The sequence below is a fragment of the Clostridium sp. AF28-12 genome, from assembly GCF_003435225.1.
GTDB classification, from domain to species: domain Bacteria; phylum Bacillota; class Clostridia; order Lachnospirales; family Lachnospiraceae; genus Pilosibacter; species Pilosibacter fragilis.
Genome location: NZ_QWGJ01000005.1, coordinates 146,502 through 168,716, shown reverse-complemented (window position 1 = coordinate 168,716; position 22,215 = coordinate 146,502). Strand labels below are relative to the sequence as shown.

Genomic DNA, 22,215 nt, shown 5'->3' with positions numbered 1-22,215 from the left:
TAATGAATGTAAAATATAAGTGTAATTGATGAAAAAACAAATATTTATAAGGAATACTAATTGAAATTCATTACGCACAGTTAAGAAAGGGGCAAACCAATGAAAAAGAGCAGTGCATGGTGCATGCTGGTTCCGGGACTGGTGATCTTATTTCTGTTCCTGATGATCCCGCTGCTTCGCGTTCTGGTTCCAAGCGTGTTTACGGGAGATTACCCGTTCAGCGCATACGTGGACTTTTTTAAGGACGAGTATTACAGAAAGATCTTTTTGAGAACCGTGAAGATCGCGGTCATCACCACCTTTGTCTGTATGGTGGGCGGTATCCCGACGGCGTATTTCATCAGCCGCTGTGATAAGAAATGGAGAGGACTTCTCCTCTCTGCATCGATCTTCCCGATGATGACGAACTCCGTTATCCGAAGCTTTGCATGGATCAATATTCTCGGCAGCAATGGGATCATCAACAAGGCCATGATCGCTATGGGACTGATCGAGAAACCGATGAAGCTTTTATACACCGACTTTTCTATCATCATTGGTTCTGTCTACCTGTTCCTTCCGTTAATGATCGTGACAGTTGCCGGTGTTATGGAAAATATTGACGATGACATGATGGAGGCGGCACAGAGCCTCGGAGCTTCAAGGACGGAAGCGTTCATGAAAGTCATTTTCCCGATGAGTCTTCCTGGAATCATCGTCGGCGGTATTCTGGTATTTACCGGAACCCTGACAGCTTACACGACGCCGCAGTTATTAGGAGGCAACAGCAACATGGTTATGGCGACATTGATCTACCAGAGAGCGATGTCCGTCAGTGACTGGACCGGCGCGTCCGTGATCGCCCTCATCATGATCGTTGTAACCCTGGTTGTGATCAAAGGATTTAACGCTCTGGCCGCACGGCTGGACCGCAGAGGTGAAGATTATGCGTAAAAATAAACTGCTGACCATCTGGGCAGCGATCGTATTTGCATTTTTAATGATCCCGTTACTGATCATCACCGTAACGGCATTCGGCGGCGGAAGCGCCATCACATTCCCAATCGAGTCCTTCTCGACGAAATGGTTCGCGAACGTGTTCGCGTTAAAGTCTTTCCGCAAATCATTCCTGACCAGCCTTGAGGTCGCGCTCCTCGCGACATGCATCTCTCTTCTGGTCGGAATCCCGGCAGCTTACGCACTTGCGAGAGCCGGATTAAAGGGAAAACAGCTGTTAAAGTCCATTTTCCTTTCCCCGACGATCGTTCCGGGAATCGTAATCGGCTTTATCATGTACCAGTGCCTGATCCTGACACTCCGGATCCCGGTATTTGCAGGACTTTTAGCAGGACATTTCATGGTCACACTGCCGTATGTGATCCGCGTAGTCGGCTCCGCAATGGAACAGTTCGACTTTTCCATCGAGGAGGCGGCATGGAGCCTCGGATGTCCGAAGGGAGCGGCGTTTTTCAAAGTCGTTCTCCCGAACGTGACTTCCGGAATCTCTTCCGCGTTCATGTTGGCGTTCATCAATTCCTTCAACAACATTCCGGTGTCCATGTTCTTATCCGGACCGGGCGTTTCGACATTCCCGTCGACACTGATGAACTATATTGAATACAACTATGATCCGACCGTATCGGCGGTTTCCGTACTTTTAATGGCAGCTACCGTGATCATCATGGTGATCGTAGACCGCACACTGGGTATCGCAGCCCTGGCGAAATAAGGAGAATATGACCATGGCTTTTATGAGTTTAAATGGAATCGATGTTAGTTACGATAAAAAGAAACAGATCTTAAAGGGATTAAATCTTGAGGTCGAGGAAGGTGAGCTCGTTTCCCTTCTCGGACCGAGCGGATGCGGTAAATCCACAACGCTGCGCGTGGTTGCCGGCTTTATCGACCCGCAGGGCGGCACCTTCACACTGGACGGTGAGGACATGACAAAGGTTCCGGTCCACAAGCGCCAGTTCGGTCTGGTATTCCAGAGCTACGCTCTGTTCCCGCATCTGAGTGTTTACGACAACGTGGCATTCGGACTCAGAACGAGAAAGATGGACAAGGACGTGATCGATAAGAAGGTCAAAGAGATCCTTGAGGTCTGCGGTCTGACCGAGCTTGCAGACCGTTTCCCGAAGCAGATGTCCGGCGGACAGCGCCAGAGAGTTGCTCTCGCGCGAGCGCTTGTCATTGAGCCGAAGTTACTGCTCTTAGATGAGCCGTTATCCAACCTTGACGCGAAATTAAGACTTTCCATGCGTGTTGAGATCAAACGTCTTCAGAAACGCCTTGGAATCACGACATTATTTGTCACCCATGACCAGGAGGAATGTTTCTCCATCTCCGATAAAGTTGCCGTTATGAACGGCGGCGTGATCGAGCAGTTCGACACACCGGAGAACATCTACAAGAGACCGGCGACCGAGTTCGTCGCAAGATTCATCGGTTTCGAGAACTTCCTGGAGCTTGCGAAAAAGCAGGACGGCGTCTACACAGCGCCGGACGGAAGTGAGTTCTTAACTTCCATGGATCTTGACTGTGAAAACTTTGCAGGAACGATCCGGCCGGACGATATCTGCCTGGCGGATGAGATCCAGACAGAGAATGTTTTAAGCGGAACGATCGGCGTCCGCACCTTCCTCGGAAAGAGCTACCAGTACGAGGTCGAGACTTCAGCCGGAGTCTTAAAGGTCAATATGGGTACCGACCATGTTTACAAAGAGGGCGAAAAGATCCGCCTGTATCTCCCGAAGGACAAGCTGATCCTGGTGAGAAAATAAAAATTTAACTTAGTGAACCATCGCGCGGGCAGAGATCCTGTCAACGCGAAGAAATATTATCTCAAAAAGAGAGAAAGAGGAAAAAAAAATCATGAAGAAAACAGCAGCAGTTGTACTTTGCGCAGCAATGATGCTTACCGCTTGCGGCGGCGCATCCACAACAGAGACCACAGCAGCAGGAAGCCAGGCAGCAGGTTCTGAGACCACAGCTTCCGCAGAAGAGACAAAGACAGCTTCCGGAGACGCACAGAAGCTCGTATTATCCACATACGGCCTCAGCGAAGACATTTCCGAAGAGGAAGTTTACACACCGTTTGAGAACGAGTTCAACTGTGAGATCGTTACTGAGACAGGCGGCACAAACGACCGTTATACAAAATTATCCGCTGACCCGAACTCCACGATCGATGTGATCGAGCTCTCCCAGGCTATGACAGCAAAGGGCGCTGACGAGGGACTTTTCGATACGATCGATTTAAGCAAGATCCCGAACGCTGAGAAGTTAATTCCGGCTGCAAAGGAGATTGCAGAGGCAGGACAGGGTGTTCCGTACACTATCAACAGCATCGGTATCATCTACAACCCGGAGCTTACAGGATTTGAGCTCACAAGCTTTGACGACCTTTGGGACGAGCGCCTTGCAGGCATGGTTTCCATCCCGGAGATCACAACAACATTCGGACCGGCTATGGTTTACGTTGCAAGCGACCACGCAGGCGTTGACGTAACAACAGACAACGGCGAGGCTGCTTTCAAGGCACTTGCTGACTTAAAGCCGAACCTTGTTAAGACTTACACAAAGTCTTCCGACCTGATCAACATGTTCACATCCGGTGAGGTTGCAGCAGCAGTTGTCGGTGACTTCGGCGTTCCGACGATCGTAGCCGCTAACCCGACACTTGTTTACGTTACACCGGACGGAGCTTACGCAAACTTCAACACCATCAACGTGACAAAGAACTGTGCGAACAAGGAGCTTGCTTACGAGTACATCAACTACCGCATCAGCGAAGAGCTCCAGACAAAGACAGGTAAGGCATTAAACGAAGCTCCGACCAACATGGATGTTACATTCACTGAGGAAGAGTCCCAGAACATGACTTACGGCGATGCAGCTGAGAAGGTTAAAGTTGTTGACTACGCTTTCGTAAACCCGATCTTAAATAACTGGATCGATCAGTGGAACAGAACCATCAATAACTAATCAACGAGGAATTTTATATGAAACCCGATTTCATTCTGAAAAATGTCATGGTCTATCAGACCTTCAGACAGTGTTTTGAAAAGCGGGATGTGGCAGTTGCAGGGGAAAAGTTTTATTGCGTTTCCCCTGCAATTTCATATCCGGGAGTGCGGGAGATCGATGGCAAAGGCAGATACATGCTGCCTGGTCTTGTGGATATCCATATGCACATCGAGAGCTCGATGACATATCCGGGCGAGTTTTCAAGGATCACGCTTCCATATGGAGTAACAACGGTGGTTGCCGATGCCCACGAGATGGCGAACGTGTTCGGCATGGACGGCATCCGGGCTTTTATGGCACAGAAGACGAAGCAGGATATCTTCTGGGCGATCCCGTCCAGTGTACCGGCGACAAATGAGAAGTTAGAGACAGCCGGGGCGTCACTTGGTGTAAAGGAAATTTCTGAGATGGCATCCTTAGATGGAGTTCTCTGCCTTGGGGAGATCATGAACTATAAGGATCTCTCAGCAGAAGGCGCGAGCCGGACGAGGGACCTTATCGATGTGTGCCGGAACGCGGGAAAGAATCTCCGAATCGAGGGGCACTGCCCGGGACTTACGGGGGCGGATCTTAACCGCTTTATCTATGAAGGTGTTGACGCGGACCACACCCAGCAGACTCCACAGTCAGTGATGGAGAAGTCGGAGCTTGGGATGTTTCTGGAGCTGCAGTTCAAATCCCTGACGCCGGAGGTCGTGAAGACCGTCTGCGACAATGAACTCTATGAGAATGTGGCACTGGTGACGGATGACACGATGGCAGATAAGCTTTTGACCGGACATCTCAATAAGATTATCGAGACGGCTGTGAGGGCGGGGATGCCGATGGAGAAAGCGATCTACTGCGCGACCTGGACACCGTCGCGGCGGATGCATCTGGATGACAGAGGGATGATCGCGCCGGGAAAGATCGCAGACTTTATGCTGCTTGACAGTCTGGACGGGATCGAGCCGGTGGTGGTTTATAAGAAGGGCGAGTGTGTGTACTGCAAGGACGAGGAGGCGTGCGGTGCGGCAGAAGCTGCGGCATGCAGTTTCCCTGATCCGTTCTACCACACGATCAACTGCCGTCCGGCGGAGATCTCCGACTTTGTGTTAAAGGCGGAAGATCCAGACGCGAAATGGGCGGAAGTCAATGTCATGAAGATCGGCACCTTCGGAACGGCTACCACGCCGGTGAAGCGCAGAGTCGAGGTGAAGGACGGTGTGCTTGACTGGAAGTCGGCGGGACTTTCCCTTGCAGTCGTTTTCGAGCGGTACGGCAAGAATGGAAATGTCGGATATGGTCTTGTGGAAGGAGCGCTGACGAAACCGGGTGCTGTGGCCACCACGTGGTCCCACGACAGCCATAACCTGTTTGTCCTGGGAACAGATGAGAACGATATGAAACTGGCCCAGAAGCGCGTCCTGGAGCTCCAGGGGGCATATGTGGTATTCGCCGGAGGAAAGTCCCTGGCGGAGGCGAGACTTACAATCGGCGGCATCGTTTCGGATCAGCCGATCGAGGTCCTCGGGCAGGAACTGAAAGAAGTCCGGGCGGCGATGGAAGGTCTCGGATATGTGAACAACAACGTGATCATGTCCATGTCCACGCTTTGTCTGCCGGTTTCACCGAAGTTAAAGCTCACGGATCACGGGCTTTTGACGGTGCCGGGGCAGGAACATGTGCCGTTGGTTGAGAAGTACGGGAAGTAGTTTTACGGCCGCCGCCGGTTTTCTCCCCGGATAGTGGAAGAGCCGGATCAGATCGAAATTATGAAGGATGAAATTAGAACGATGAAGAAGATTATCAAAAACGGCATTGTTGTGACGATGAACGCGGCAGGTGATGTCTGGGATCATGGTTATGTAATGTTTGAGGATACGAAGATCCTGGCAGCAGGTCCGGAAGATGAGCTTGAAAAAACGCTTCAGGAGCTTACTGCGCAGGGGATCTTAAAAGCTGGCGAGACCTTCGAGGAGATCGACGCGAAGCGCGCTATCGTGATCCCAGGCCTCGTAAACACCCATTGCCACCTCGGCATGATCCCGTTCCGCGGTCTCGGGGACGACTGCAAGGACCGCCTGCGGGTGTTCCTGCTCCCGATGGAGAACCAGGCTATGGACGCGGAGATGGCCAGGCTTTCCACGAGATACGCCATCGGCGAGCTGCTGCTTTCCGGCGTGACGACAGTGCTTGACATGTACTATTTCGAGGAAGTCGTGGCGAAGGTCATGGACGAGATGGGGATCCGCGGAATCGCCGGGGAGACGGTGATGGAAAAGGATTCCTGTGACAGTAAGAACGCGGATGAGGCCATCAGGCGGGGAATCGCCCTGATCGAAGCATACAAAGATCACCCGCGCGTTTCCGGAGCGATCACGCCCCACGGAACGACGACCTGCAGCCCGGAGACCTTAAAGAGGGCCTATGAGGAGGATGTAAAGGCGGGAACTGTATTTACGCTCCATGTGGCGGAGATGGACTACGAGATGACCCAGTTAAGGGAACAGTATAACATGACGCCCATCGAGTTTATGGAGCATATCGGAGTCCTCGGACCGAATACGCTGGCGGCCCACAGCATCCGCACGACGGAACATGATGTGGAGATCCTAGCGAAGCATGGCGCGTCCGTGGCCCACTGCATCGCCTCCAACACGAAGGCCGCAAAGGGCGTAGCCCCGGTGTCACTGATGCATAAGCACGGCATGTCCGTCGGCTTCGGCACCGACGGTCCGGCGAGCGGAAATACGTTAGACCTGTTCATCCAGATGCGGATGTGTGAGAACTTCCACAAAAATGAGCTCCGTGACCGCAGCGCATTTCCGGCAAAGGAGGTGGTCTCCATGGCGACCATCGAGGGAGCAAGAGCGTTAGGACTCGGTGACATCACCGGTTCCATCGAGCCCGGAAAACAGGCGGATCTCGTCCTCGTAGAGACCGACTCCCCGAATATGTTTCCGGTATACGACCCGTATTCGGCACTTGTGTACAGCGCGATTGCATCGAATGTGAGAGATGTTTATGTTGCGGGTGAGTGCCTCGTAAAAGAAAAGAAGCTTGTCCGTGAGGACTTCGCGAAGATCAGGAATGACCTTCGGGAGAAGATGGAGCGGACGGCGTTTAAGGATATGAAGAATCTGGTGTAGAAGACAAATATCTTGACGGAAACTGTAAAAGTACATATAATTCTGAATATAGGACAAGGAGATAGCTTGAGGAAGAGTTATCTCCTTTTTTTAAAATTTAGAGAGAAAAATACACAGACAGAGGTGCCTGTCAGGCAGCTGGGAGAAAAATAATGAGGATGTTCAGGATAAAAATGACGGCGGCGAGGACAAACCCACAGCAGATCCGTGAGGTGCGGATCGATTCGGAAAAAACGGTGGGAGAACTTCTGGAACTTGTCCGTATTGTATATGAATATGGGGATGTAAGAGGAAGTCTGTTAAATGAGGCGGGAGCCAGCCAGTCCCCGGAGACAAAGCTTAAGGACCGGATCCACGTCAGAGATCTCCTGACCGTAAATTATACGGACAAATCGATCACACCGATTTATCTGGAAGTCCTTGAGGAGTTTGATGGATCCGGGGAGACAGCCCCGATTCTCGAAAGATACAGGACAATTCCAAGGCGGACAAGAAAGACGGCATTTGGTTATCCTGCGTTTGCGCCTGAAGAGGCGGAGCACTTTCAAAAATATCTGAATAAGGAGATCAGTAAGGTATTCGCCCCGGAACTTGTGGTGCCGGACTTTGCCTGGGAAATTGCGACACCGTGGCAATCATTGCTGGATTCCGGCACGGCTGCGGATCTGAAAATATTAATAAAAGAAAACAAGCTTCCTGTCAATGTCTACCTGAGAAAAGCTGAGCTGGAAAAGGGAATCATAAAAGAAGCCGGAAAATCAGATTTCTGGGAAAATATCATGCAGACAATGGGAATCACTGAGTATTTTCGGGTCAAAGAGCTCTGCATTCAGGGCAGTAAATTTGTAAATGGAGACGCGGTGGATACAACATTCCCGGTTTTAAGCAGGAACCGTCTTGTTGATGAGAATTACTGGTATCGCACGATACTGGCAAAAGAATTCATGGAATTTTTTGAAAACTGGCTGGGGAGCGGAAAAGAAAGAGAATACATAAAGGACCATGCGGAGCAGACCTGCTTTTTGGCAGCATGCAGGCTTTACGGCTTTGCGGACCGGGAGCTGGTGACTGAATTTTATAAGATCATGTGTCCGGAGCAAAATGCGGCAGAGCGGGTAGGAACTTTCTGGAAACAGGCGATGCAGTGCGCACTCCAGTATAATATCAAAAAGATAGTGGGGATGGAAGTCTACTATGATTCGCAGAGTGTTTCCTCCAATTCTGTAAAGCTGTTATATCGGTCATTTCTTACGTCAGACCGGTTCCATTATGTTCCGACAAAGGCGGAGATCGAGGATATCGCAATTTCCGGCATCGGTTTTTCAGAAAAAGACAGGGAAGCGCTGATAGACATGATGGAGAGAAAATACCGCTGTGAGAGAACGAACGGAAGATTTATAGTTGGGGAACTTGAAAAAGCGATACATACAGGAATTCCGGTGGGAGAGCTTACCGGATATCTTCAGAAGGTATTATTATCGGGCAGAAGATCCTCATACCTTGGCGATATCATGGAGATTCTTGAACGTGCGCAGCGGACGGTGAGGAAAATACCACTGGGAGGATATACGGAGACGGAGATCAACCGTGCGGTGACAAAGAAAAAAGTAGTACGGGTCGAAAAGAAGATATATCCGAATGACCCGTGTCCGTGCGGTTCCGGAAAGAAATACAAGAATTGCTGTGGAAGAAGGTGAGAGGCGTGGGGACAAAGAATGAGATAGTTTACGATCTCAGACATTTTGAGAGAGATTTCAATGGGACAGAGCAGGTCAATGGTCTGGAGCTGGCTCTGGCGGAGCCTAAAAAAGATATCAGGATTAAGATGCTGGCAAACGAGCAGAGGGAGGCTGGGATTCCTTATGTGTCAGGGGATAAGATCTTTTCACTGAGGGCAGTCTGGAAGAATGATTCCAATACGCAGAGCGCGTTATGCAACGTGTACGTGGACGAAACACACGGGGAATGGATCTCGGCAAACTGCAGCTGCTCAGAATTTAATAGGAACAGATATTGCTGCCATCATGTCACCGCGCTTCTCTCCCAATATCTGATGGATCATTGGGGAACGGAAATTTTCCGGGGAACAAAAATCGAAAAGAAGCTGGCGGAGCAGGCCGGAGTACCGGATCCATTTGTTCCGGGAGTTCTGAGAAAAACGGATCAGGATCTTCTTGAAATGTTGAACATGCCCCAGGTCGGGAATATGGATCCGCTGGCGGAACTTGCGACAAACACGGAACTTCATATGGAATGCCATCTGGCGAAAGAAAAGGGTGGTGTCTCCCTGGAGCTGAAGATCGGAAGTAAGAGAAGGTATGTGGTAAAAAGCATGCTGGAATTGTTTAGATCCTGCGATGAGGGAAGAGTGTACCAGATCGGAAAGACAGACTGTCTTTCATCGCTTGACCAGTTTGACATGGATGGGCGGAGAGCGATGGAGCTTCTGCTGGGACAGTACCGTCATAAAAAGAGCACACCATATTTCTCAACTATGTTTCTGCGCACGAGTGGCAGTTACAATGAGAGATATGTTTATCTGGAAGGACGCGATCTTGACGCATGGATGGAAAATGTGGGAGAGATTCCATGCTATGTCGGAGATGATCAGGTAAGAATCAGACTTGATGGTGCGGGACCGGAGATTTCCATGGAGAGGCAGCCATATGGAATGCTTTTAAAGACGAAAAGCTTTTTTATCCTTGCTAAGACGGAAGACTGGATCTATTTTCAGACAGGAGACCGGGTCAGCCGTACCAGGAATCAGCAGGGTGGACGTCTGGGAGAAATTTTGGAGTTATTGTCTGGAAAGTCGGAATTTTATATCAGAAATAAAGAACTCCCCCTGTTTTTTGGGCAGGTGCTTCCGGCAATCGAGGATCAGACAGAGATCCAGACAACGGGATTTGCGCTGGATGAGTATCGTCCGGAGATCCCGAAAGTATCGATCTATCTTGATATCTCTCAGGATGAGATCATCTCCTGCCAGGTAAAATGCAGGTATGACAGAAGCGGGAAAGAATATCTTCTTTATGATGAGACAGACCGTTCCGTGAGAAACAACGGATTTGAGGAAGAGTTGCGGAGAGTGACCGGAAAATATTTCAATGCCTATGATGAGACCAACAAGTCAATGTGCCTCTCCGGCGGTCCGGAGGAGCTGTATCATTTTCTGACAGAGAGTGTGACGGAGTTAGGAAAATCCGGGGAAGTATTTATTTCGGACGCGCTTCAGAAACTGAAGGTGCGGAAGCTGCCATCGGTGGATATCGGAATCCGCATGGATACAGGTCTTCTTTATATGTCGATTCAGGCGCCGGATATGACAAAGGATGAGCTTGCGGAGATCCTGTCGTTATATTCAAATAAAAAGAAATTTTTCCGCCTGAAAAATGGCAGCTTTATGACAACAGATCCGGAAAAACAGAAGGAGTGGGCGGTTCTTGCTGAGACCTTTTTACAGTATGGAAAGAAAGATCCGGCGAGTATGGAGATTCCGGCGTTCCGGGCACTTTATCTGGACGAGATGCTGAAGAACCGGGATGGGATTATCCTTGAGGAGAATCGGAAGTACAAAGAGCTGCTCTTTAATATGGATACAGCAAAAGAGGCAAATGATGAGGTCCCGGAATCCTTGAGGGGAATCCTGCGCCCGTATCAGGCGGATGGATTCCGGTGGATGAAGACGTTAAAACGATGCGGCTTCTGCGGAATCCTTGCGGATGACATGGGACTTGGAAAGACTCTTCAGATGCTGACGTTCCTGCTATCTGAGAAAGAGGAAGGAAAGACAGGAGATGAACTGCGGACGTTGATCGTTACTCCGGCTTCTCTTGTATACAACTGGAAAAAAGAGATCGGCCAGTTTGTGCCGGAGCTTTCCTGCAAGGTGATTACAGGAAATGCGGCAGAGCGGCAGGAAATGATCCAGAATGAGGAAGATAGGGATATATGGATCACATCCTATGACCTTCTGAAACGCGATATTGCATGCTACGAGAATATCCGGTTCGCAAATCAGGTGATCGATGAAGCGCAGTACATCAAAAACCATGGTACCCAGGCGGCAAAGAGTGTGCGTCTGATCCAGAGTGGATTCCGGATGGCGCTGACGGGAACTCCGATGGAAAACCGTCTCAGTGAGCTTTGGAGTATTTTCGATTTCCTGATGCCAGGCTTCCTTTATGGATACCAAGGCTTCCGGGAGAAATTTGAAGAAGCGATCATGAATGACAGAGATGAAGAAGTGAGTGCGAGATTGCGCAGCATGGTACATCCGTTTATTCTTCGCCGACTGAAAAAGGATGTGCTCACGGAGCTTCCGGACAAGATTGAAAAGACGGTAACGATTGAGCTTGAAGGAGAGCAGAGAAAGCTGTATGACGCATACGCAAAGCGGCTGAAACTGTATCTGGAAAAGCAGAGCAAAGAGGAATTTAAACAGAGCAAGCTGGAAGTATTGAAGGAACTCACAAGACTGCGCCAGCTTTGCTGCGGTCCGGAGTTATTTCTGGAAAACTATCACGGTGAAAACGCGAAGATGGATGCCTGTGTGGAACTTGTGAGACAGGCAGTCGACGGTGGACATAAGGTGCTTCTGTTCTCCCAGTTTACGAGTGTGTTGGATGAAATTGAAAAGGCGCTTGCGAAAGAGAAAATCGAGGATCACCGAATTGATGGAAGCGTGTCGAAGGAGCAGAGGATCCGGCTTGTGGATTCCTTTGAGACGGACGATGTTCCTGTGTTCTGTATTTCCTTGAAAGCTGGTGGTACAGGACTGAACCTGACGGCGGCAGATATCGTGATCCACTACGATCCATGGTGGAATGTTGCTGCGCAGAATCAGGCAACAGACCGTGCGCACCGGATCGGTCAGAGGAACACGGTGACGGTCTATGACCTGATCGCGGAGAACACGATCGAGGAGCAGATTAAAAAGCTTCAGGAGAGCAAGAGTGCTCTTGCGGAGGAGATCTTGTCTGGAGAAGGAATCCAGAGTATTGTACTGGATCGGGATGAGATTTTGAAGATGCTGTAAAAGTGTATTGCCGCTTCAGATAAGCTGGGGTAGTGCATTCAGAAGAAGTAAAGGTCACTTGGCCCCCTTTGATCGGTGGGAGTCATGTGACCTTTGTCTTATTCACGGAATTTTCTACGATAAACTTGATTGAGTAATGTGGTGAGAAAATTCCTTTTCGATATCTTTTTGGTAGACGGGATGAAGCGCGGATTCCACCAGAATAAAGTTTAAGATCCATTGGATCATGTAGCAGAAGCAGTTCCTCTGCGAAAAAAAGCAAATCCAAATATTACTTCGGAACCTAAATATATGGCAGAACCGGAGAAATATCAATGATAGTTCAGAAAGTGAAATAACGTGAGGATAGAAATAAAAAGATCCTGCCCCATAGTAAGACAGGATCTTCGGCGATACTCCTGCAGGAGTACAAAATTGTTTATATGATCAGTGATTGAGGGTTAATCCACCAGCTCATTCTGATGTCTCGACAAATGCTCATAGGGCAGGATCAGGCGTCCGCGGTAGAGGCCGCAGCCATCGTTTACGAGGTCATTATTGATGGCGGAGAACATGTTTACGTCGAGGTCGGCGAGGTTTAAGGTTACGAGGCGGCGGCAGCGCTCGTAGGCTTCATCAAAGTAGACGCATTCGCCCACAGGGATCTCGTCGCGGCGGGCGCTTCTCGTAGCTTAAGTGGTTGGCGACACCGATCTCCGCAATATCGTCCATGTGCTTGGTGCGGAGCTGGACTTCCATATAGCTGCGGGAGCTGTTGTCGTAGAAGGTGATGTGGAGTGACTGGTAGTCCTCAGAAGTATTTCCACAGATATAGTCGCGGTAGTAAGGCTTCACATCATCGTTTAATAACGGCGAGGTGCTTTTCTTCACACCGTAGGCCAGTTCCGCGGTAAATCCCCGCTCTTCGAGAAAGCCCGGAAGTTCGTTGGCGATCTGGTAGAGGTATCGGAGGTCAGCTTCTTCCTGAGATTCATCAGGTTTCAGGTAGCATTTCGGCAGAGAAGTCACGATCCGGTATGCGATCAGATCCCGAAAACAGCTGAGGCGCTGCTTGAGTTCGGAAATCGACGGGTAGGCCTTATTTTCCATATAGTAATCATAGATATATTCGACGATGTAGCCGTTGAACTTTGCCTCCGCGCGGATCAGGGATTTGATGCGCCCTTTGAAGTTAAAGGCCAAAAGCGGATATTCCTTTGCCATATGGATATAAAATTCCCGGATCTTCTGGGACTGGGCAGTAAGGAAATCATTGTGCTCGAGCAGCTCCCGGATCTGGAGCAGAAAGTTCGCATGCATCAGGTCGATCTCATTGCCGGTGCATTTTGCCTCTTTCTTCAGGTCCTGGCTGTAGTTTTTTAAAATTTTGAACATGGTATCGCCGGAATAAAGATAATCATTTAATGTAACCATGGCTGTCACTCCTCTGTCGTAGATAATTATATTTTATCAAAATCAGCGGCATTATCAAGAAAAATGTAACGATGTTTTCCGATGGTCGAGACATGGATCGGCAAAACAGAAATGGAAAAAGAGCTTGCCGCACGAGTTAGTTTATGCTAACATATCACACAGACAACTGTGCTGCAGCATGTACTTGTGAATGGAAAGGAAAAGGTAACCGTGAAGGTACTGAATGGTTACAGGAAAATAATAAAATGGAGATCAAACAACTGGAATATTTTGCGGCGGCGGTGGAGTATGGGAGCCTGAACCGCGCGGCAGAGAAATTATATACAACACAGCCGAATGTGAGCCGCGTGTTAAACAGTCTGGAAAAAGAGCTGCATGTGACGCTTCTGGAGAGAAGCAACAAGGGAATCAAGATGACACCACAGGGGGAAGAACTCTATGGTCATGCGATGAGCATCTTAAAACACTCCAATGTCATCCGTTCGATGTCGGAGCGGCCGAACGGGAGAAGATTTTCGGTGTCCGGTTACAGGAGTGGCCTGCTCACAAAACTGATGGTGCAGCTGTATCAGGGCGGTAGAGAGCAGATAAAATATGAATACCGGGAAGGAACTGTGGAGGAGATCACAGATAACGTGGCGGCAAGGATCTCAGAGATCGGGATCGTCTATTTCGCGGAGGCGCAGATGCCGTGCTTTCAGCATATCATGTGGCATAAAAAACTGGAATTCTATAAGCTGGCGCTTAGGGGGATTTGTGTCTATGTTGGGGAAAATCATCCGCTATATGAACGGGAATCCATTCGCTTTCCTGAACTGAAGGGGATGAAATTTGTGACGGAGACGGAAGATTTCTTTGCCATGGAACATCATATCGAGAGGATCAGCGTCGGTGCGTTCATCTCGGAACAGCATATGAATGACAGGTTTTATACAAACAGCGATTACATGATCAATAACCTGCTTTTGCATTCTGACGTGTGCTGCCTGGGGATCGATATTGTCCCGGCAGGTTACCGGAAATACGGAATCAAAGCACTTAAAATCGAGGACTGTGAGCCATTCCTGGCATTCGGGTTTGTGGCGGCGGAGAATGCCTCGCTGTCTGCGGAGGCAGAGCAGTATCTGGGGAAATTGAAGACATATTTACAGTGATGATGTTAGTCAGTAACGGTTCAGCAGGCCTGCGTATTTGAACTCTAAAATCCTGTTGACGGAACCGATCTGGAATGGATATCCGCAAGGATGCGCAGTGATTCTGTGAAGAATAAATCAGTTTACGCTGACCAGAATCACGCGCCAGACCTCATGGACGTTCGACTTGAAATGAAAAGCGTATAGCAGATGGTATTTATATGAGTGATATCATATAAAAAATCCTCATTGCTATACGCTTTTGTTATAACTAATCCCCCATGAAATGGCATTGGTAAGTTTGGACTAACCATGGTATAGTAATTCCTGCGAAAAACAGACACAAGCGGGGATTGCAAAAATGTAAAGATCCCCCACACATACTCAAGAGGAGGACAACATGAAAAAAAGAGTACTTAGCCTGTGCCTGGCAGGTCTTATGGCGGCATCTTTGACAGGATGCGGCGGAGCAGGAAACGCAGCAGAGACAACGGCAGCAGCAGGAGCAGAGAACAGTGCCGCAGCATCGGAAGCCGGTTCTTCTGAAGCAAAAGAAGAACTTGTATTTGTAAACTATCGCGACATCCGCGACTTAAATCCGCATCTCTATGCAGGAGAAATGTATGCCCAGGAGATGCTTTATGAGACACTTGTAAACATTACGGCAGATGGATATGAGGGATGCCTGGCGGAGTCCTGGGACATCAGTGATGATGGAAAGACCTATACATTCCACATTCGTGACGGCGTGAAATTCTCCGACGGGGAAGTTTGCGACGCAAACGCGATCAAGGCAAACTTTGACGCGATCATTGAGAACAAGGACCGTCATACATGGCTGGAGATGATGAATCTTCTCGTGGGCGTATCGGCACCGGATGATAAGACCTTCGTGATCGAACTCTCCGAGCCTTACTACCCGCTTTTAACAGAGCTTGGTGTTACGAGACCGTTTGCCATGATCTCTCCGAAGGCGATGAAGGATGGAAGCACAAAGGACGGAGTCAACGCGTATATCGGAACAGGTCCGTATGTCCTGACTGATTTTGTGACAGACGAATATGCCGTTTTTGAGGCAAATGAAAATTACTGGGGTGAACAGCCGAAGATCAAAAAGATCACAGTTAAGGTGATCCCGGATAACCAGACGAGAATCCTTGCGCTGGAGAAAGGCGAGATCGACATGATTTTCGGTAAAAACATGATCGACGCGGACGCTATCAACCAGTACACAGGAAACGATAAATTTACAGTATCCCTTTCTGACCCGACATCTACCCGTCAGATCGTATTAAACACGACAAGAGATGTCCTTGCGGATAAGGAAGTCCGCCAGGCGCTTCAGCACGCGACCAACAAGCAGGCAATTTCCGACGGCATCTTCTATGGACTTGAGCAGCCGGCAGACACTCTGTTTGCGAAGACAGTTCCGTACTGCGATATCGACCTTGAGCCGTACGCATACGATGTGGAGCTTGCCCAGAGTATGTTAGACGAAGCCGGATGGGTCGTTGGAGCGGACAAGATCCGTGAAAGAGACGGTCAGAAGTTAAACATCGATCTTCTTTACAACAGTGACAGCGTAACAGAGAAAGCGATCGCTGAGTATCTGCAGAGTGAATACCAGAAGATCGGAATTTCCTTAAATATCCACGGAGAGGAAGAACAGTCCTATCGCGACAATATGAAAGCCGGTAACTTCGACATGGTATTCAATATCTGCTGGGGTACGCCGTATGATCCACAGTCTTCCCTGGCAGCGATGCGCGCACCGGTTTACGGTGACTATGCAGCGCAGCTCGGACTTGAAGATAAGGCGGATATCGACCAGGCGATCACGGATATTCTTGTATCCACCGACGAGACAAAACGCCAGGGACTCTACACATTTGTCCTGACAAGACTCCATGAGGACGCGGTATACATTCCGCTCACATATGAGTGCAATAAGGCGATCTACCGTTCGGATCTTCAGGGCTTCCATTTCACACAGACCCAGTACGAAGTTCCGTTTGCGGATTTCTATTTTGAGTAAAAATTCAAGTCGAACGTCCGTGAGACTTGGCGCGTGATTCCGGTCAGCGCAAGCTGACATATTCTTTACAGAATCACTGCGCATCCTCGCGGAGCGTTTATCTCAGTCGGAGACTGAGATAAAGCCCGATCTGACAGGCCGTCCATCCGGGCGGCTTGTTGTTGTGCGTATGTACGGAAAGGAGAATTTCATGAAACAGTACGTCATTAAGCGGATCCTGTCAGCGATCCCTCTTCTGATCGTGATTTCATTTGTTTGCTTTGTATTTATTAACCTGATCCCGTCGGATCCGGCGGAGGTAGCGCTGCGTGTCCGCCAGGTGCCCATCATAACAGAAGAGGCCATCGCGGAAGTCCGTGCAGAGCTGGGACTTGATAAGCCATATCTTGTGCGGTACTTTTCCTGGCTTGCGGATTGCCTGCAGGGAGATTTTGGGATCAGTTATGTAAATCCGAAAAGAACTGTGGCGGGTGAACTGGCAAGATGTATGCCTGCGACACTCCAGTTGGCGGGCGTTTCTTTCGTGATGGTGATCCTTTTAAGTCTGCCGATCGGCTTTCTCTGCGCTGTCTATAAAGATGGATGGTTCGATAAGATCATGAGAGCCATCGTCTTTATGACAACGGCGATGCCGGCATACTGGGTGGGACTACTTCTCATGTGGCTTGTATCCATCAGGCTGGATCTTCTTCCGACAAGCGGAAACGGAACATGGAAACATCTGATCCTCCCGGCATTCACGGTGTCACTCAGCTATATTTCTACCTATATCCGTCTGATCCGCAACAACATGCTGGAAAATATGAAGCAGGATTATGTCCTTTACGCGAATGTCAGGGGGCTGCCCCAGAAGCTGATCCTTGTAAAACATATCCTGAAAAACTCCATGCACACCTGTATCGTTGCAGTCGGAATGAGCATTCCGCAGCTGATCTCAGGAACGATCGTGGTGGAAAATGTGTTTGCATGGCCTGGACTCGGGACGCTCTGCATCAGTTCTATTTTTAACCGGGATTATCCGGTGATCCAGACATACGTGCTTCTGATCGGAGTCCTGTTTGTCGTTTTCAATCTGTTATTCGATATTTTACAGACGGTATCAGACCCGCGTATGAGAAGGGAGGAACATTAATGCTTCAGCGCTTTTTACATAACAGGACTGCAATGTTCACTGTGGCGATCGTTCTCCTCACAGCGCTCGTGGGGATCTTCGCCCCGTTTATTGCGCCGAACGATCCGTATGAAACGGACATCCTCAACAAATTTGCCGGATTTTCGGCTGAATATCCGCTTGGAACGGACAATCTTGGCCGCTGTATTCTTTCGAGAATGATCTATGGGATCCGCCCGACACTGGGGCTGGCAGTCCTGACGATGCTTGGAACCATCGGTCTTGGAGCTCTTATGGGACTTTTGGCGGGATATTTCCGCGGAATCCCGGAGGAGATCATCATGCGGACGGTCGACGTTATGCTCTCCTTCCCAAGTCAGATTATGGTATTTGCGGTGGTTGCGCTTCTCGGCATCAATGTCCAGAACGTGATCCTGGCGAATGTGTTCATCAAGTGGGCTTGGTATGCACGAATGATCCGGACCGGAGTCATGCAGCACAGAGACCGCAATTTCGTCCAGTTTTCCAGATGCGTGGGAACTCCGGAGAGATTTATCCTGTTCCGCCATCTGGTGCCGTCCATCGCGGCGGACCTCGCGGTTCTCGCGTCACTCGATGTGGGCTGGGCGATCATCAATATCTCCACGCTTTCATTCCTGGGACTCGGTGTTCAGGCACCGACACCGGAGTGGGGAGCAATGTTAAATGAGGCAAAAAATGTCCTCACCAGCAATCCGACCCAGATGATCGTGCCGGGTGTCGCGATCGTGATCCTGGTATCTGCCTTCAACTTGATGGGAGACGCGCTGAGGGATGTTCTTGATCCGAAGGAGGTGAATGTATGAGCACAGTGATACGGGCGGAAGACTTGTGCGTAACGTTAAAAATTCCGCGCAGACCGGAAAAAGAGCTTGTCCGCCATGTAAACTTTGAGGTTCAGCGAGGGGAATGCCTTGGAATCCTGGGAGAATCGGGAAGCGGAAAAAGCATGAGCATCAAGGCGATGCTGGGACTTCTCGATAAGAATTTCTCCGTCTCCGGTCATGCCTGGTTTGGGGAAAAGGATCTCTTAAAGGAAAGTGGGGAGTCCATGAGAAAGATCCGTGGGAGTGAGATCGCTGTCGTCCTACAGAACCCGATGACGTGTTTTGACCCACTCTACCGAATCGGAAGCCAGATCGGGGAGACATTTGCGACACACACGGACTGGAATGCGAACGAGATCCGAGAGAAGTCACTGGAGACACTGGAACGCATGCGGATCCGCAATCCGGAGGAGACGCTTCAGAAATACCCGCATCAGCTCTCCGGCGGCATGCTGCAGAGGATCATGATCGGGATCGCGATGGCATTAAAACCGGCACTTCTGATCGCGGATGAACCGACAACGGCCATCGATTCGATCACCCAGTATGAGATCCTGGAAGAATTTGTCCGGATCAAGAAAGAGCATGATACGGCAATGATCTTTATCACCCACGATCTCGGTGCGATCTCTAAGGTTGCGGACGACCTTGTGGTCATGAACAGCGGAACGATCGCGGACCGGGGAAGCTTTTCCCATATCCTGCATCATGCGTCAGATCCATATACGAGACTTCTGGTGGAAAAACGGTCGGCGGTCATGAAAAAATACAGGGAAAGCATTGGGCATGAGAATGGAGGTGCGGCATGATCCGGATGAGAGATATCTGCGTCAGCTTTCGCAGTGAGCGGCAGGAAAAGATCTTTGGTGTCAGCAGGACACAGGTACTGTTTAATGTGTCACTCTCGATCCCCAAAGGAAGCTGCCTTGGAATCTTAGGTGAATCCGGAAGTGGAAAATCGACGCTTGGACGGGTGATCTGCGGTCTGTTAAAGCCGGACAGCGGGGAATACCTGCTGGAAGGGAAAAATGTGTATGCGTCACGAGATGGAAAGAAGAATCTTCAGAACATGCTCAGCGTTGTATTCCAGGATTATACGACATCTGCAAATCCGCGGTTCAGGATCCGGGATATTCTGGCGGAAGGAATTCGGGTGAAGGAACGGAAGAACGGAAAAAAAACGGACCGGAGCGCGGAATACTGCAGACTTTTGGAGTTAGTCGGCCTGGATGAGACGTTTCTCGACCGTTTTCCGCATGAGCTTTCGGGTGGACAGCTTCAGCGTGTCTGCATCGCCCGTGCCGTGGCGTGTGAGCCGGAGTTTATCCTGTTTGATGAGGCGATCTCTTCCCTCGACGCGCACACGCAGGTGCAGGTGATGGATCTCTTAAAGGAGCTGAAGGAGAAGCTGGGGCTGACGTATGTGTTTATCACCCACGACCTTACATCAGTCACATATCTCTGCGACGAAGTCATGTTCTTATATAAAGGACGGATCACGGAACATATCCCGGTATCCCGGATCGCGCAGACTACGGATGTGTATGCGCGAAAGCTGCTGGATTCCATTATTGAGTTTGATGAAGAGTACGATGATGAAATGGACGTAAAAGAAAGTGAAGAAAGTGCATAGTAGCTGTGAGTGCATTGAACAGTTACAGTGCACGACAGAAAATATGCTCAGGAGGTGGCAGAAATATGCTGGAGATCGGAATGATCTGTGCAGAAGCAGGAGAAAAGAAGACTGGGTGGCTGGAAATAGAAGGCGGCGGACAGAAACTTCCGCTAACACTTATCTGCGGGGCAAAGGAAGGACCTACGATGATGATATCAGCGGGAGTCCATGGAGCGGAATATATCGGCGTGCAGGCGCTTTCCGAGCTTTCCAGAGAGCTTGATCCCAAGGATACTGCGGGGAATGTGATCTGCCTTCATGTGGCAAATCCTTCAGCATTCCGGGATTATGTGCGCTTTTTCGTGCCTGAAGATGGAAAAAATCTGAACCGGGTATTTCCGGGGAAAAAGGATGGAACATTGTCGGAGCGGATCGCGTGGACGATCACGGAAAAACTCCAGTCAAAGGCGGACTACTATATCGATCTTCATGCGGGGGATACCAGTGAAGAGGTTATGCCGTTTGTCTATTATAATGTGGCAGCAGGAGAAAAGATCGCCAGGGTGTCTGCGAACATGGCAATGGCAGCGGATATGGAAGTGCGTGCCAGCTCCACAGCGACCACCGGCGCGTATAGCAGCGCTTGCCAAAGAGGTCTTCCTGCGATCCTCATGGAGCGCGGAGGCGGCGGAAAATTTACGGACAGCGAAGTTCAGGCATATAAGCGGGATGTGAAGAATATTATGATCCGCATGGGACTTCTTTCCGGTGAAGAGGTTCATACAGTGCAGCAGAAAAATGTGACCAGAGCAGAGTATCTGGAGGCAGAGACAGATGGATTGTGGTATCCGGTATTTTCCGCAGGAGATACGTTCGCGGGAGGTGCGGTTCTGGGAACGGTGAGAGATATCTGGGGAAACCTTTTACGGGAGTATCGGGCAGACTATCCGGGAATCGTTCTGTACCAGACGGTAGGTCTTGGCGTGAAGACAGGGGATCCGCTGATCGCTTATGGGGAATATGTGGATAGATAAATAACAGATGTGAAATAAAAATGTCAATAAAAAGCCATTTTATGGGAAAGTCCTGGAATTCAGGAGATATCCATAAAATGGCTTTTTATGCTGCCATGCATACAAAAGAAGCTGCAGGCGGCAGGTTTCGCAGGCGCGCACTGGAGCAAACAGGATATTAAATCTTAAAGCATTTCTGCAGATCGCGATACTGTCCGAGAACCAGAATCGTATCGCCTTCTTCAAAGCTGGTTTCCGGCTTGACGGAGAAATCCAGGGTGCCGTTTCGACGGACGGCAATGATGTTGATGCCGTATTTTTTCCGGATATCGATCTCACCTACGCTCATGCCAACCCATCGTTCCGGAAGATCAACCTCATAGATATCGTAGTCGCCTTCCAGATTGACGAAATCAAGAATGTGGTCGGAGCTGAAGCGGATCGCTGTCCATTTCGCAAGCTGCTGTTCCGGGTAGACGACCTGATCGGCACCGTTTCGCAGAAGAAATTTCTGGTGAACGTCACTGGAAGCGCGGGAGACAACGAGCTTTGCTCCGAGCTCCTTTAAGAGAGAGGTCGTTTCAAGGGAACTCTGGAAATTATCGCCGATCGCGACGATGCAGGCATCAAAATTGCGGATTCCCAGAGAGGAAAGGAAGGACTCATTTGTACTGTCACCGATCTGTGCTTCCGTCACGTAGGGAAGGACTGCGTTGACACGTTCTTCCGTACTGTCAATGGCCATAACCTGGTGTCCGAGGTTGTGAAGATGCATGGCAACATGTTTTCCAAAACGGCCGAGACCGATCAAAAGAATTGATTTCATAATTTTCTCCTTAAATATATTATCTA

16 protein-coding genes and 1 pseudogene are annotated in these 22,215 nt (G+C 49.6%); 15 read left to right on the top strand and 2 right to left on the bottom strand.

All coding sequences use genetic code 11. The annotated features are described in order from the left end of the window. Window positions 1–99 precede the first annotated feature (99 nt). From DWY93_RS06615 to DWY93_RS06580, 8 genes are all read left to right on the top strand, one after another. Window positions 100–933, top strand: coding sequence for an ABC transporter permease (locus DWY93_RS06615; RefSeq protein WP_015552826.1), 834 nt, complete (start codon window positions 100–102; stop codon window positions 931–933). After that, entirely contained in the window at window positions 926–1,708 is a 783-nt protein-coding gene (locus DWY93_RS06610) for an ABC transporter permease (protein WP_117471018.1), read from the top strand. Before DWY93_RS06615 ends, DWY93_RS06610 begins: the two co-directional genes overlap by 8 nt. Window positions 1,709–1,721: 13 nt before the next feature. Then, complete coding sequence (locus DWY93_RS06605; RefSeq protein ID WP_015552828.1) at window positions 1,722–2,762, top strand: ABC transporter ATP-binding protein; 1,041 nt, start codon at window positions 1,722–1,724, stop codon at window positions 2,760–2,762. A gap of 91 nt (window positions 2,763–2,853) precedes the next feature. Further along, window positions 2,854–3,966 (top strand): ABC transporter substrate-binding protein, encoded by a 1,113-nt coding sequence (locus DWY93_RS06600; protein ID WP_117471017.1) that lies wholly within the window; start codon window positions 2,854–2,856, stop codon window positions 3,964–3,966. Window positions 3,967–3,983: 17 nt separating this feature from the next. After that, window positions 3,984–5,702 carry an adenine deaminase C-terminal domain-containing protein gene (locus DWY93_RS06595; RefSeq protein WP_117471016.1) on the top strand — a complete coding sequence of 573 codons (1,719 nt, stop codon included), beginning with the start codon at window positions 3,984–3,986 and terminating at the stop codon, window positions 5,700–5,702. Window positions 5,703–5,783: 81 nt separating this feature from the next. Further along, complete coding sequence (locus tag DWY93_RS06590; RefSeq protein ID WP_117471024.1) at window positions 5,784–7,139, top strand: amidohydrolase; 1,356 nt, start codon at window positions 5,784–5,786, stop codon at window positions 7,137–7,139. Between the two features lie 158 nt (window positions 7,140–7,297). Further along, window positions 7,298–8,836 carry an SEC-C domain-containing protein gene (locus DWY93_RS17425; RefSeq protein ID WP_242990545.1) on the top strand — a complete coding sequence of 513 codons (1,539 nt, stop codon included), beginning with the start codon at window positions 7,298–7,300 and terminating at the stop codon, window positions 8,834–8,836. Window positions 8,837–8,841: 5 nt separating this feature from the next. Then, on the top strand, window positions 8,842–12,177 hold the full coding sequence (locus tag DWY93_RS06580) for an SNF2-related protein (RefSeq protein WP_147324192.1): 3,336 nt from the start codon (window positions 8,842–8,844) through the stop codon (window positions 12,175–12,177). Window positions 12,178–12,617: 440 nt separating this feature from the next. On the opposite strand, the pseudogene DWY93_RS06575 reads toward DWY93_RS06580, so the two are convergent. Next, window positions 12,618–13,590: pseudogene (locus DWY93_RS06575) on the bottom strand (guanosine polyphosphate pyrophosphohydrolase). A gap of 245 nt (window positions 13,591–13,835) precedes the next feature. On the opposite strand from DWY93_RS06575, the gene DWY93_RS06570 reads away from it, so the two are divergent. The 7 genes from DWY93_RS06570 to DWY93_RS06540 all read left to right on the top strand — a co-directional run bounded on the left by DWY93_RS06570 (window position 13,836) and on the right by DWY93_RS06540 (window position 21,384). Further along, window positions 13,836–14,744, top strand: a complete 909-nt coding sequence (locus DWY93_RS06570; protein ID WP_117566527.1) for a LysR family transcriptional regulator — start codon at window positions 13,836–13,838, stop codon at window positions 14,742–14,744. A 379-nt stretch (window positions 14,745–15,123) separates the two neighbouring features. Next, window positions 15,124–16,758 carry a nickel ABC transporter substrate-binding protein gene (nikA, locus tag DWY93_RS06565; protein WP_117471013.1) on the top strand — a complete coding sequence of 545 codons (1,635 nt, stop codon included), beginning with the start codon at window positions 15,124–15,126 and terminating at the stop codon, window positions 16,756–16,758. Window positions 16,759–16,948: 190 nt separating this feature from the next. Continuing rightward, window positions 16,949–17,890: a nickel/cobalt ABC transporter permease gene (gene opp1B, locus DWY93_RS06560; protein ID WP_117471012.1), complete on the top strand. Its 942-nt coding sequence runs from the start codon at window positions 16,949–16,951 to the stop codon at window positions 17,888–17,890. Next, complete coding sequence (opp1C, locus tag DWY93_RS06555; RefSeq protein WP_117471011.1) at window positions 17,890–18,714, top strand: nickel/cobalt ABC transporter permease; 825 nt, start codon at window positions 17,890–17,892, stop codon at window positions 18,712–18,714. The genes opp1B and opp1C overlap by 1 nt, the downstream gene beginning before the upstream one ends. Further along, entirely contained in the window at window positions 18,711–19,544 is an 834-nt protein-coding gene (locus DWY93_RS06550) for an ABC transporter ATP-binding protein (RefSeq protein WP_117471010.1), read from the top strand. Before opp1C ends, DWY93_RS06550 begins: the two co-directional genes overlap by 4 nt. Beyond that, window positions 19,541–20,368 (top strand): dipeptide/oligopeptide/nickel ABC transporter ATP-binding protein, encoded by an 828-nt coding sequence (locus DWY93_RS06545; RefSeq protein WP_117471009.1) that lies wholly within the window; start codon window positions 19,541–19,543, stop codon window positions 20,366–20,368. The genes DWY93_RS06550 and DWY93_RS06545 overlap by 4 nt, the downstream gene beginning before the upstream one ends. Window positions 20,369–20,433: 65 nt before the next feature. Then, window positions 20,434–21,384, top strand: coding sequence for a M14 family metallopeptidase (locus tag DWY93_RS06540; RefSeq protein ID WP_117471008.1), 951 nt, complete (start codon window positions 20,434–20,436; stop codon window positions 21,382–21,384). A 157-nt stretch (window positions 21,385–21,541) separates the two neighbouring features. Here DWY93_RS06540 and DWY93_RS06535 read toward each other — a convergent pair whose 3' ends face one another. After that, window positions 21,542–22,189 (bottom strand): TrkA family potassium uptake protein, encoded by a 648-nt coding sequence (locus DWY93_RS06535; protein WP_117471007.1) that lies wholly within the window; start codon window positions 22,187–22,189, stop codon window positions 21,542–21,544. Between the last annotated feature and the right edge of the window lie 26 nt (window positions 22,190–22,215).